Origin of the sequence: Flavobacterium limi (assembly GCF_010645075.1) — a bacterium.
In the GTDB taxonomy this organism is placed as follows: domain Bacteria; phylum Bacteroidota; class Bacteroidia; order Flavobacteriales; family Flavobacteriaceae; genus Flavobacterium; species Flavobacterium limi.
Window position 1 is genome coordinate 14,727 of the sequence record NZ_JAADZV010000018.1, and the last position, 12,415, is coordinate 27,141.

Annotated in this window: 10 protein-coding genes; 9 read left to right on the forward strand and 1 reads right to left on the reverse strand. The window is 30.1% G+C overall.

Annotated elements, in window-relative coordinates; all coding sequences use genetic code 11:
* Positions 1 to 41: 41 nt before the first annotated feature.
* The 6 genes from GXM16_RS22370 (at position 42) to GXM16_RS22395 (ending at position 8,284) form a co-directional block, all read left to right on the forward strand.
* On the forward strand, positions 42 to 1,478 hold the full coding sequence (locus GXM16_RS22370; protein WP_163396719.1) for a class I SAM-dependent DNA methyltransferase: 1,437 nt from the start codon (positions 42 to 44) through the stop codon (positions 1,476 to 1,478).
* Positions 1,478 to 3,400: a restriction endonuclease subunit S gene (locus tag GXM16_RS22375; RefSeq protein ID WP_163396720.1), complete on the forward strand. Its 1,923-nt coding sequence runs from the start codon at positions 1,478 to 1,480 to the stop codon at positions 3,398 to 3,400. The genes GXM16_RS22370 and GXM16_RS22375 overlap by 1 nt, the downstream gene beginning before the upstream one ends.
* Positions 3,401 to 3,498: 98 nt before the next feature.
* Positions 3,499 to 4,164 carry a hypothetical protein gene (locus GXM16_RS22380; RefSeq protein WP_163396721.1) on the forward strand — a complete coding sequence of 222 codons (666 nt, stop codon included), beginning with the start codon at positions 3,499 to 3,501 and terminating at the stop codon, positions 4,162 to 4,164.
* Between the two features lie 2 nt (positions 4,165 to 4,166).
* Positions 4,167 to 5,171, forward strand: a complete 1,005-nt coding sequence (locus GXM16_RS22385) for a hypothetical protein (RefSeq protein WP_163396722.1) — start codon at positions 4,167 to 4,169, stop codon at positions 5,169 to 5,171.
* Positions 5,172 to 5,182: 11 nt separating this feature from the next.
* Entirely contained in the window at positions 5,183 to 7,405 is a 2,223-nt protein-coding gene (locus tag GXM16_RS22390) for a toxin-antitoxin system YwqK family antitoxin (RefSeq protein WP_163396723.1), read from the forward strand.
* Between the two features lie 69 nt (positions 7,406 to 7,474).
* Complete coding sequence (locus tag GXM16_RS22395) at positions 7,475 to 8,284, forward strand: hypothetical protein (protein WP_163396724.1); 810 nt, start codon at positions 7,475 to 7,477, stop codon at positions 8,282 to 8,284.
* Positions 8,285 to 8,327: 43 nt separating this feature from the next.
* On the opposite strand, the gene GXM16_RS22400 is transcribed toward GXM16_RS22395, so the two are convergent.
* Positions 8,328 to 8,600, reverse strand: a complete 273-nt coding sequence (locus tag GXM16_RS22400; RefSeq protein WP_163396725.1) for a helix-turn-helix domain-containing protein — start codon at positions 8,598 to 8,600, stop codon at positions 8,328 to 8,330.
* A gap of 123 nt (positions 8,601 to 8,723) precedes the next feature.
* Here GXM16_RS22400 and GXM16_RS22405 point away from each other — a divergent pair, with 123 nt between their 5' ends.
* The 3 genes from GXM16_RS22405 to GXM16_RS22415 all read left to right on the forward strand — a co-directional run bounded on the left by GXM16_RS22405 (position 8,724) and on the right by GXM16_RS22415 (position 11,561).
* Positions 8,724 to 10,028: a hypothetical protein gene (locus GXM16_RS22405; RefSeq protein ID WP_163396726.1), complete on the forward strand. Its 1,305-nt coding sequence runs from the start codon at positions 8,724 to 8,726 to the stop codon at positions 10,026 to 10,028.
* 2 nt (positions 10,029 to 10,030) lie between these two features.
* Positions 10,031 to 10,555, forward strand: a complete 525-nt coding sequence (locus GXM16_RS22410; protein WP_163396727.1) for a hypothetical protein — start codon at positions 10,031 to 10,033, stop codon at positions 10,553 to 10,555.
* Between the two features lie 412 nt (positions 10,556 to 10,967).
* Positions 10,968 to 11,561 carry a recombinase family protein gene (locus GXM16_RS22415; protein WP_163396728.1) on the forward strand — a complete coding sequence of 198 codons (594 nt, stop codon included), beginning with the start codon at positions 10,968 to 10,970 and terminating at the stop codon, positions 11,559 to 11,561.
* The last annotated feature ends 854 nt before the right edge of the window (positions 11,562 to 12,415 follow it).

A 12,415-nucleotide genomic window follows, 5' to 3' on the forward strand; every position in this document is an offset into this window, starting at 1 on the left:
CTTTTCAATAATAAAAATTTAACAGAATACCATAATTCAGAATGAGTAACATTCCAGGCATATTAAAAAGCATCCAAAATATAATGAGGCAAGACATTGGTCTAAACGGTGATGCCCAAAGAATCGAACAATTAGGTTGGATGCTTTTCCTTAAAATATTTTCAGATAAAGATAAAGAATTAGAATTACTAGATGACAAATACACTTCGCCCATACCTGATTTATTTCACTGGGTAAATGAAAAAGGAAATTGGGCTGGCGATCCTGAAGGTATTACGGGGGAGGAACTATTAGAATTTGTTGACAGACAATTATTTCCAGCGCTTAGAAATATTGATGTCAGTTCTGGAAATCGTCGTGCTCTAATAGTTCGTGAAGTATTTGACGGTAATAACAACTACATGAAAAGTGGAACAAACATTCGTAAAGTTTTAAACAAACTAAACGAGATGGACTTTAATATTGCTAAAGATCGTCACTCTTTTGGAGAATTGTACGAAACCATTTTAAGAGGACTTCAAAGCGCAGGAAACAGTGGAGAATTTTACACACCACGCGCTATAACATCTTTTATTACTGAGATGATCAATCCTCAATTAAATGAAAAAATTCTGGATCCTAGTTGTGGTACTGGTGGTTACTTAACTTGTGCTATCGAACATTTAAAAAAACAAGCTAACTCTATTGAAGATCGCCAGAATATTGCCAAAAATGTTATTGGATGGGAGTATAAACCTCTTCCCTATTTATTAGCTACAACCAATTTAATTTTGCATGACATTGAAGTTCCTAATATTCGTTATGGTGACGCTCTTGATCAACCATTGAGTAATTTCACAGAAAAACACAGGGTGAATGCCATACTCGCTAATCCGCCATTCGGCGGAATTGTTGCTAATAATAATGAAACTAATTTTCCACAGAATTTCAGGACAAAAGAAAGTGCAGATTTATTTTTGATTTTGATGATTCATCTCTTAAAAAAGGATGGTCGTGCTGGAATTGTTTTACCTGATGGCTCATTAACTGGTGACGGTGTAAAACAAAGAATCAGACAAAAATTGTTGGAAGATTGTAATTTACATACAATAATACGATTACCTAATTCTGTATTTCAACCATATGCAACGGTTGCTACCAATTTGTTGTTTTTTACCAAAGGAACACCAACGAAAGAAGTTTGGTATTACGAGCATCGTTTGCCTGAAGGACAAAAGGCATACAACAAAACAAAGCCAATACAAATCAAGGAGTTTGATCCTATTAAATTATGGTGGAATAATAGACAGAAAAGCAATATTGCTTGGAAAGTTGATATAAAAACAATAATTGATCGTAATTATGATTTAGATATAAAAAACCCTACCAAGAAACAAGAAAAACAAGAATTTAATAGTGCCGAATTGATTGATTTACTTAACTCTTCTTTTGAACAAAGCGATTTATTATTGAAACAATTAAAACAAGCGCTAAATTAATGAGTTGGAAAAAATCAATATTAGGTGATTTATGTACCATCGTAAAAGGAAAAACTGGAATACAGAAGGCAATTCCAGGAGAGTTCCCTTTAGTTGTAACTGCAGAAGAGAGAAAGTCACATCATGAATATCAATTTGATGATGAAGCTGTAATTATTCCTTTAGTTTCTGGAACAGGTCATGGTCATGCAAGTATAAAACGTTTACATTTACAAACAGGAAAATTTGCTCTGGGAACTATTCTTTGTGCAGTAATTCCTAAAGACAAAAGTGTATTAAATGCGGAGTATCTTTTTCATTTTCTTACATTAAATAAGGATAAAGAATTGGTTGAGCGAATGAAAGGCATGGCTAACGTAACACTTCCCATTAAAGAGATTGCTAAGATTGAAATTCCCTTACCAAGCTTAGGAGATCAGATTAAATTCGTTGAAAAATATAAATTATTAGAAAAAGAAAATGACAAAATAGACAATAATTTTACCAACCAACTTGATTTAATTAAACAATTACGTCAAGCGTTTTTGCGTGAAGCAATGCAAGGAAAATTGGTAAAAAGCAGCAATATAACCGAAACTGGTCAACAGCTTTTGGAAAAAATTAAAGCTGAAAAAGAAAAACTTGTTACAGAGAAAAAAATCAAGAAAGAAAAAGAATTACCAAAAATAAAGGATGATGAAATTCCTTTTGAGATTCCTGAACATTGGGCTTGGTGTAGATTGGGGGAAATATCTAATATACAAAGAGGCTCTTCACCAAGACCTAAAGGCGACAGTAGATTTTTTGCTAAAGATGAAACCGAATATAATTGGATTACGATAAGTGATATAACTACTTATACTAAAGAAAATATATTATCAAAAACAAAAGAATATTTAACAGAAATAGGAACAAAACATAGCAGATTTGTTGATATAAATGAATTTATAATTGCTGTTAGTGGTTCTACAACTGGAAAATGTTGTTTAACAGGTATTGATGGATACATTTATGATGGACTTGCTGTTGTTAAACAAATAAACAAAAGCTTGCCTTCACAATTTTTAATGAATTATATGACATATTTATATGCACATATAAACAATTCTAAAAGTGGTGCTTCTTTTCCAAATATCAATACCGATTTCTTAAACAATTTATTATATCCACTTCCGCCTCTTCATGAGCAAGAACAAATTGTATCAAAATTAAAAGAGTTAATGACTTTTTGTGATGATTTAGAAAAAAGCATTAAGGTAAGTCAAGATTATAACATTATCCTATTGCAACAGGTTTTGAGAGAAGCGTTACAACCAAAAGAAAACGTAAAAACTATTTCTGTAGGAAGTAAAAAAATAGAAAACCCATTAAAAACAATTTTGGGAGGTCACATTATCAACTTAAATAATACAACTGATTTTGGGCGAGTTAAATTTCAAAAATTATTATTCCTAACTGAATACATATGTAAAATTGATTTTGATTCAAATTATGTAAAAAAAGTTGCTGGTCCATATGATGATAGCTTGATTAAAAATATTGAAGCTGATTTTAATCGTATGCGCTTTTTTAATGTTATTCAAGATAAAACAGATAGAAAAAGAGTACGCTATACTGCTCTTCCTGCTGCAAATGAACTGGAAAATCTTTTTTTAGAAAATTTCTCTGATGAATCAGTAAAAATCAACAGTACTATTTTAAAATTTAGACCTTTAAACTGGGGCGAATGTGAGTTAATTGCTACTCTATATGCTGTCTGGAATAATCGGATTATAAAAAATGAACCAATTACAGATGAGCTACTTTACAGTGATTTTATGGAATGGGATCAACAAAAAAAGAAATATCATAGTGTATTTCATAAATGGCTATTCTGGATGAAAGAAGAAAGGATTATTCCTGACGGCTGGGGCAAATATATTGAAAAACCAAATTCAAACTAATTAGAATATTGGGACTAGCTATCGATCAAACTAGAATAATCTCAACTTAAAAGCTTCATCATCTGAACAATTTATAACAAAGCAACACCATACATTTTATGAAAGGAAAAATTACTTCTTTAATTATTACCACATCTTTAGTTTTATTCTCTTGCGGAAAAGAAAATGAAAAAACTTCAAAAGAAGCTGTCGCTGTAAAAAAAACTGATGGTAATTATGTTTCTAGAAAATGGAAGAAAACCAAAGATTATTTTATTGATAGTGATTCTATCAAAAACATAAGAAAAGAAAAATACTTCAAAGATTTAAAAGCAAAATATCCTGAATATGAGTATGCTCAGAAATGGTTTGAATCTAACCCAAAAGAACTATTCGGTCTTAAAGGTGATTACTACAAAATGATTAAGGCTACCATTGAGGATGATGGAAGTATAACTTATAAAAACTTAATTCCGGTAAATGAGCGAGGTACTTTTGAATACCTATTTGTTAATGATAATGCTTATTACATTTATGAACTTTCATTTTTAAAAAATAAGATTAGACCTGAGGGCATTAGAAGAATAAAAAAAGGATACGGAGACCAACCCATGCATGATCTTGAATTTGATAATAATCATTTCCTAGAAAAAGAAAATTTTCAAGGAAATGTAGATCAAGATTTATTTACCAAGAATGGTCATCTTTTCTTCGAAATTGCAAAAGAAACCAACGACAAGAAGGTAACACAAACTATTGACTTAGGCGTAGAAAGAAAGTTTTAATTATGAAAAAGCTATTCATAAACCTTTTGATACTAATGACAGTCTTTGGCTGTTCCAAAAAGGACGATAAACCTCTTGATTCAATTGGAAGTAAGTATGTTAGAACTGATATTATTAAACACTCAGAACTGACAGCCGAAACATATTCTGTCGAAGCATTAATTATATTAGAGAATCATAAAAAAGAACTAAAGGCAATGCTACCTCGAATGATTTCTGATGAAATAAAGATTTATAAAAACACTTTAATTGACATTGAAAAATCACCTGTAAAAGCCCTAAGTTTACAAGAAACAAATCAATTAATAAAAATTGAAGGAATCACTGCTGGAAATAGATTAATGAAAAAATCTATACAATTAAATCAACATTATTTCAAACTTTTCAATGAACTTTCAATTCTAAATATCAAATACAATATTAATAATGAAATCTTATTTAAAGACTTTTATGATGCTGGTCCAATTGTGTTATCAGACGAAGTATTAGAGAAAATTGATGAATTGATTAAGGATGAGAAAATAAGAGTCGAAATAGAAAGCAATAATAAAATGAAGGGCTATGCATTTACAGCGTTAAATGTTGTATCAGCGATCACAGGTCAAACTCAAAATAAAGAAAAATTGATGAATTTCACTAGAGGTTTAAAAGCCGCTAAAAATTCAATAATTCTGCAAAAAAGCCCATCAATGTTGGCGAAATACACATCGAAATTTTTAAATAAAGATTTAGCAGCATATATAGCTAGAATGTTAAATAATCAGAAACTTAGAGACAATGTAGCTGATAAAAGTGCCAAAATAGGAGCATCATCATCAATGCTGGGCGGTTTAAAATATATACAAACAAGTCAGCCTTTGCAAAGTTTTAAAAATATTGAAAATAAAATGAATGGTAGGATCGGCGATTATTCAGATGGCATTCTTAGTGTTCATATGCAAAATGTGCGTGATATAATAAAATTAAATACTGCAATGATTAAAGAAAATCAGAGTAATAACTTGTAAAAATATACTTCATGATCAAAAGTAAATTTCTATTTTTTCTATTTTCTCTTGTGATAATCCCTCAATTGTCCGCTCAAAAACTATCTTTAATTGATTTACATTCCATCGCAAGCCATAAAAACTGGGAAACTTCAAACAAAGTTCTGCTTTCAAAAGGCTGGGACTACTACGACTCAACAGAAAGCGATGGAGAAGGATATAATAAAATATCTTGGGCACTTGGCAGAAATATATATGATGATGCAAAAGCAAAAGCTTGGTTTTACATTTATAATTATGAAGGAATGCCAAATAAAATTATGTATCGTTTCAGGCAAAAAGACGTATATAGTAATATCAGCAAACAGTTAAATCTTAACGGATACAAACTCGCGAACGAACAAATTCTGGACAATCGTGTAGTAGCTTCATATGAGAACAAAAATTTTTATTTAGAAATTGCTTATACAAGAGAGGAAGATAGCAGTGACAATGATAATTATTATGAGAACGCAAATAAAAAAACTTATACGGTTTACGAAGTTACTATTTATAAAAAAGGAGGAGTTTACGATCCAAACAACGGCATAAAGAAAGATTATGATGAAAATGGTAATCTTACAAGTTTGTATAATTTGAAAGATGGAAAATTAGATGGACTTTACACTATATATGATAGTATTGGACGAGTAAATAAGACTTTTCGATTTAAGCTGGGAAATAAAGAGGGACTATACACTGAATCAATTTACCTGGAAGGAGATACGGAATATTATCATCTTGAAGGATCCTACTTAAATGATGAAAAAGAAGGAAAATGGATTGGTAAAATCATCACACCCACTGAAAAAAATATTGTACAAGAATTTTTCTATATTAATGGAAAAAAGGAAGGTATGCAAAAGGAAGCAAAACAAAATCAAATCTTTTTTCAAAATTATAAAAATGATGTTCTAGAAGGTATTAGTTATGAATACAACAATATTTCAAGGCAATTGCTTGGTGGGTATTCTTGTATTGATACACTTAAAATTAAAGTATATAAAAATTCAGAAACGACTTATAGATCGAACAAGTTGAATGGATTAGCAAAATATTTTGATATTACTGGCTCACTAATAGCTGAAGGAGTTTACCAAGATAGTTTAAAAACGGGTTTATGGAAATATTATCATGAAAGCATTGTAGATGAAAATAATGTTTTGATTGACTGTTCTAAAAAACTATGCAAAGAATCTAACTATGTGGCTGGCAAATTAAATGGTACTCAAAAACTATTTTCAGTTTTAGATGAAATATCAATTCCTTGCAAAGATGACAAAAGCGTTGAAGGCTGTACCAAAACTGTATGCTTATCAATAAACGAAATAGCCAACTACAAAGATGATGAATTAGACGGATCATACGAACTCAAAGATGCAAATGGCAATTTAATATCAAGAGGTAATTACAGTTCCGGGAAAAGAATTGGAAAATGGGATATTCACAACCAAAGTAAATTTAGTTTATGGTTGGGTAAAAGTACTTATGAAACTGGTTTTTATACGAATAACCAAAAAGAAGGAAAATGGCAACGCTTTGATGCTGATAATGAACTATTAGAAAGTTATACTTATAGTCACGATTCGATTACGGGAGAACATGTCACCTACTCATCAAAAAGAGTTAAAGAGAAAAAGTATTTTAACAATGGAGAACTTTTAAAAATAGAAGAGTTGGATACAGCAGGAAATATAAAAAAATCTTATTCATTTAAAAACGAAAGTGCAAACAAATTTGATTGTGTTTTCGAGGAAACACTTGCTGAAGGTGTTTTCAGTTCTACTTATAGTTTTATTAAGACTGGAAAATTTGTAATATCACCAATAACTTTTCAGTTAGATTTTTTAGCTGCAGATACAAGTGTAAAAAAGCTGAATGGACTTTTTGAACATAGATCATTAGATAATCAAACTTTAGAAATTGGAGATTATACATCTGGAACTAAAACAGGAAACTGGGAAGAGTATTACTATGACCAAAATATTAGAGCATCTTATGATTATGATGGATACGGAGTTATTGTAAAAGAATATTACTACGATTTAAAACAACAAATTCCATATTCCGGTGAATTTGCCTTCAAGAACAAAGATGGTCTATTCGAAGAACGAAAGATAAAAGATGGTGTTAGAAATGGTACAACACGATATAAAGATTCAAATGACAAAACAATAAAGAAAGAGACTTACAAACAAGGTGTTTTAAAAGAATAGAGTTAAAATTTCTGACAAGACTGGCATTCTAGTCTCTTAAACTATATATTAGCCCAAATATGGCTAATTATGAAGAACAGAATTTTAAGCAACAATCAAATCAAACATATAATAAAAAGATTTCATATTTCAATTGATCAATTTGAAGTTGATAAATCAGGTAGAGTAAATATGTTCGGCAATGTAAAAATTTGCAATACAAAACTCAGAAGACTTCCTTTGAGATTTGGAAAAGTAGATGGAGATTTTCATTGCTATTTAAATCAATTAACAACATTAAAAGGATCACCTTATAAAGTTGGAGGTGATTTTAATTGTAGTGGGAATCTATTAAAAACACTCAAACACGCACCTCAAGAAGTATGTGGTGATTTTTTCTGTCAAGAAAATACACTTGAAAAACTCGATGGCTCACCTAAAATTATTAATGGCAATTTTAATTGTTTTCTTAACAGTTTAAAAAATCTTAAAAATGGCCCAATTGAAGTTAAAAAATCCTACTATGCTTATGCAAACCTCTTAACTACGTTGCATGGGGCACCGAAAATTGTCGGTAAATCTTTTCATGTCGGTGATAATAGCCTTAGAAATCTTTTGGGGTGTCCGTCATTTATTGGTGAGATACTTTCTATTGACAGTAGTATTTGTTCAATAAACCTAGGTAATAATAACTGTATAGTCAAAAAAGTAGAAATACAAGAACAGTTTATCTATAATCATAATGACATGATACTTCCAAAAGTTATAATAAATAATAAAGCGTTACTACCAATCATTTTCAAATATTATTCATATTTGGAATTGTATAATGAAAATAACGAATTAAGTTATACTAACTTTAAAAACATAATTAGAGAAATTGAAGAAGGATTAAGATAAAATGTCCAATTCTAATTTAAATTTCATTCCCTAAGCAATACTTTTAATCTTTACTAGGCATCACTTCTGAATTTGGAATATTAATACCCTTAAAAAATTCTTCAAGACTTACGTCTAATAATCTACAAATCTTTATAAGAGTTTTTAATTCGAAATTGGCCCCCGTTTCAAGGCGCCAATAAGCCGATCGACTCATTTCTAAGGCAAATGCAATGTGCTCGTAATTAGAATATCCTTTTGCTTTTCGCAACTCTTTTAATCTTACGGCAATTGCGTCTAATTCCTGTATCTTTTCTTTTTTACTTGAGTTTTTCATTCTTCAAAAGCTCAAGATTTTGTCTATTCTTTGGTACTCTATTAAAAAGTACACTATATAATAGAATTTTTATATTTGTTTTTAAATGTGAACAAAAATTAACAACATTAAACTGATATAACTATGAAAAAAATTACAACGAAATTATTTATTACAACATTTACTGTTTTGTTTTACAGTTGCTTAATAAGCCTTAATATAGGTTGTTCAAATAATGAAAAAGATGAAGAGAAGTCTATTATTGATTTTGGAATTTCAGACATATCAGATATAACAGAAAATTCTGTAGTTATAAATGCTGATTTTAAATCCAACGGAAAACAAAATGTGCTATCTCGTGGCATTTGTATTGCAATGCAAACTAATCCAACTATTAATGATATGAAGCACGAAGAAAATGGAAACGTTTTGGGGCAATACAATTCAAAATTCGAAAACTTACAGCACGATACCAAATTCTACGCTAGACCTTATCTAAAAACTGAGTCAAAAATAATTTATGGGAATGAACATACATTTACCACAAAAAAAATAAACATACCTACTTTAACTACCATAGCAGTTTCTGAAATTACGCAATTAAGTGCAGTTTTTAATGGAAAAATTGAAAATGATGGTGCGTCCAAAATTTTATCTAAAGGTTTTTTTTATAGCAAAACAAATCCGATGCCTGAGGTAAAAGATCAAAAAATTGAAAATACAGGAAACTCTGAATTTAGTAATTTAGTTTCTGGTTTAGAGCAAAACACGAAATATTTTGTTCGCACCTTCGCAAGCAATCTTGCTGGAACAGCTTATGGACAAGTAGTTTCTTTTACAACAAGCGCATATATTCTACCAACGGTAAAAACATTACCAATTTCAACTATATCAGAAACTACAGGTATCGGCGGTGGAACAGTTGTAAGTGAAGGAAGCAATCCTGTCGTTGAAAGAGGCATCTGTTGGAACACTGCGCCAAATCCCACTATCAATTACGGAAAATCGAAAGATGGAACTGGAATGGGATCTTTTGTATCAAACCTTAGAAGTCTTCAACCTTTCCAACTTTATTACATTCGTGCATATGCTATTAGTCAAGCTGGAATTGCCTATGGCGAAACGGTAACAGCAAAAACGACGGGTGGTAACAAACCCACAGTCACTGTTTCAGCGAGAACAGGCAATACCACACTATATTCAACAGTTTCAGTAACTAACCAAGGAAGCACTAATGTTACAGCAATCAGTATCGGGTGTTTCGATATGGATGGTAATCCTGCTGGTAAAGTGTCCAGTTCTAGCAGTTGGACTATTGGAAGTACACTTCCGTCAGTAAACTATGAGATTACAGGACTATCTAGAGCAAATAAATATTATGTTATCGGCTACGCGACAAATGATGTTGGAAAAAGCGCAAGTGAAAAGGTTTATTTTTCAACATTATAGACATGAACGAGTATTACGTTCAAGACACTAATCATTTCTTTGACACAATCACTAAAATTAAGAATGAAGGGAATAAGGAGGCCTATTTTATAATCGAAAATAGTATTGATCACTGTCATCTTATAAGATTTTTAAAAGATGTTAAATTGTGCATTACGGGCCAAAAAAACGATTATAATATTTACCTCGATCCAAAAGAATTGTCTTCAAACCCAAATTGGAAATTTAATTCCACGTTATTCTTCTTTTGGGATAATAACGATATAATTTATTCTAATTTAAATTTTGTTTACACAATACAGCAATATGATTTTATTGATGATCCTATCTGGAATTCTTTTGGCATGGTATTGATGGAATTTTATAATTCTAAAATAATCTTTAAAAATTGCTTATTTGAAAATAAAACTAATAGGGCTTTTGAAATTATTACAAAAGACAAATCTTTCATCATTTTTGATAAGTGTGAGTTCATAGGAAATTTCAATTTTATTTTTGATCTCAGTTCAAATATTAGGTTCAAATGAAAATTACCAATCTGGCTTAAAATCTAGTTTCGTTGTTTTATTGAAATATTCAATACAAATCAATATGCAAAGCAAAAAAAAAGCCATATACATTAAAAATTAATGAAATCTGTAAAAAAATAAAAAAGTACAATATTAATACATAAGTATTTAAAAAACAATCAATTAACCCACAACTTACACGATTTGAGAAATATACAATTTTATACTAAAATATATAAAAACATACAAAAATGTACAAATAAATAGATCGTTAGATATCATTTTAAAACTATAGCCAAATTGTCATACAAAAAATCAATATGTATACCGCGTTTTTACTATGGTTTAAGATGTATCAAACACCACTATCCTATTTTTAATACAATCGAAGCTATAAATTTATATCTGGATATTTCAAAATTTTTACCTCATGAAAGCACGCTACATTAGAATTTCTACTACATCACAATCAACAGCACGTCAAGAATCAAAAGCACAAATTGATGAGTTGTTATTTATTGATAAAGTTTCCGGAGCAATTCCCTTCACTGAAAGACCAAAAGCAAAGGAACTATTGAAAGCAGTTAATAATGAAAATATAAATTTTGTATCGGTATCTAGTATAGATCGCCTGGGCAGAAATACAATAGATATACTCAAAACCATTCAGCTATTCCACTCTAAAGGTGTAACTTTATTTGTAGAAGATATAGGGCTACAATCTCTTGCAGATCAAAAAGAGACCCAAATCTTTAAACTCGTTAGCACAGTTATGAGCACTCTCGCTGAAATGGAAAAGACCGTTCTATTAGATCGCATTAGTGAGGGAATAGCACTCGCAAAATTGAAGGGCATTTATAAAGGAAGAGTTAAAGGTACTACAGAAACATCAAGTGAGTTTCTAACAAAATATCCGAAAGTAATTTCAATGTTGAAACGTCAAAACAAACCATCCCTACGTGAAATTGCTAAACTATGTGATGTTACTGTGAATACGGTTCAGAAAGTAAAAAGAATGCTTTAAATAACCCATTCAATATACATTATACATTAAGTAATGTTTTAAGATTAAGTTTTAGCCGCCATTTATGGTGGCTTTTTTTTATTTAAACATTCCAATGTTATCAAATTGTTAAGCATTCGATTTGAATTAAACTTTTAATCATTCAAATCATAAAAGAAGGGATTAAAATCATGTAGAGGCAAGATAGGGAAACTAGGTCTTTTATATATAAACAAAATCAATATGACAAATATGAAGTCAAGAACCTTCGAACAAAAAATTGTACCATTCGATAGAATTGGTAATTCTGGATCTTACCTTTTGCTATTAAAAGATAAGTTATTCGAGCAAATCGATTATTTACGTGGCTTAACAAAGCTGTTACGCAACTAAAATCAATTTCTCATGTCAAAGCCCTATTTTACTAAACTTTCTCTCTTTATTATAAAAAAAAAACTATACAAAAAATGACAAAAAAAGACTTAAGATTTTTTATCAATATCGATAAAATAATACTAAATTTTGACAATCAAAATGCTAATTACACAGATAATGAATTATTCAGATTTGAATTTGTAAAACCATACAATGGGTATTACCACTCAACAATTCTTGTCTATTACAAAAATATCCCTTTTGGAACTATATCACATAAGAACATTAAAAACGCTAACAATTCTCAATTCAGAGTAAACAATAGACAACTTTACGTGAAAGGATTTTCATTGATTATAATCGATCTTTTCAAATACCTAAATATAAAAGAATTTTCCCTAGCTACATTTGAAAATTCAATAAACTGCAAATTCCGGTTATATTGATCACCCCATTCCGTTTTAAAGTGAGCACCTGATTCCAGTTCAAAATGACCACCT

Bases quoted from the DNA above. Each gene is read 5' to 3' on its own strand.
- GXM16_RS22370 (WP_163396719.1), top strand. From the start codon at position 42: ATGAGTAACATTCCAGGCATATTAAAAAGCATCCAAAATATAATGAGG.
- GXM16_RS22375 (WP_163396720.1), top strand. From the start codon at position 1,478: ATGAGTTGGAAAAAATCAATATTAGGTGATTTATGTACCATCGTAAAA.
- GXM16_RS22380 (WP_163396721.1), top strand. From the start codon at position 3,499: ATGAAAGGAAAAATTACTTCTTTAATTATTACCACATCTTTAGTTTTA.
- GXM16_RS22385 (WP_163396722.1), top strand. From the start codon at position 4,167: ATGAAAAAGCTATTCATAAACCTTTTGATACTAATGACAGTCTTTGGC.
- GXM16_RS22390 (WP_163396723.1), top strand. From the start codon at position 5,183: ATGATCAAAAGTAAATTTCTATTTTTTCTATTTTCTCTTGTGATAATC.
- GXM16_RS22395 (WP_163396724.1), top strand. From the start codon at position 7,475: ATGAAGAACAGAATTTTAAGCAACAATCAAATCAAACATATAATAAAA.
- GXM16_RS22400 (WP_163396725.1), bottom strand. From the start codon at position 8,600: ATGAAAAACTCAAGTAAAAAAGAAAAGATACAGGAATTAGACGCAATT.
- GXM16_RS22405 (WP_163396726.1), top strand. From the start codon at position 8,724: ATGAAAAAAATTACAACGAAATTATTTATTACAACATTTACTGTTTTG.
- GXM16_RS22410 (WP_163396727.1), top strand. From the start codon at position 10,031: ATGAACGAGTATTACGTTCAAGACACTAATCATTTCTTTGACACAATC.
- GXM16_RS22415 (WP_163396728.1), top strand. From the start codon at position 10,968: ATGAAAGCACGCTACATTAGAATTTCTACTACATCACAATCAACAGCA.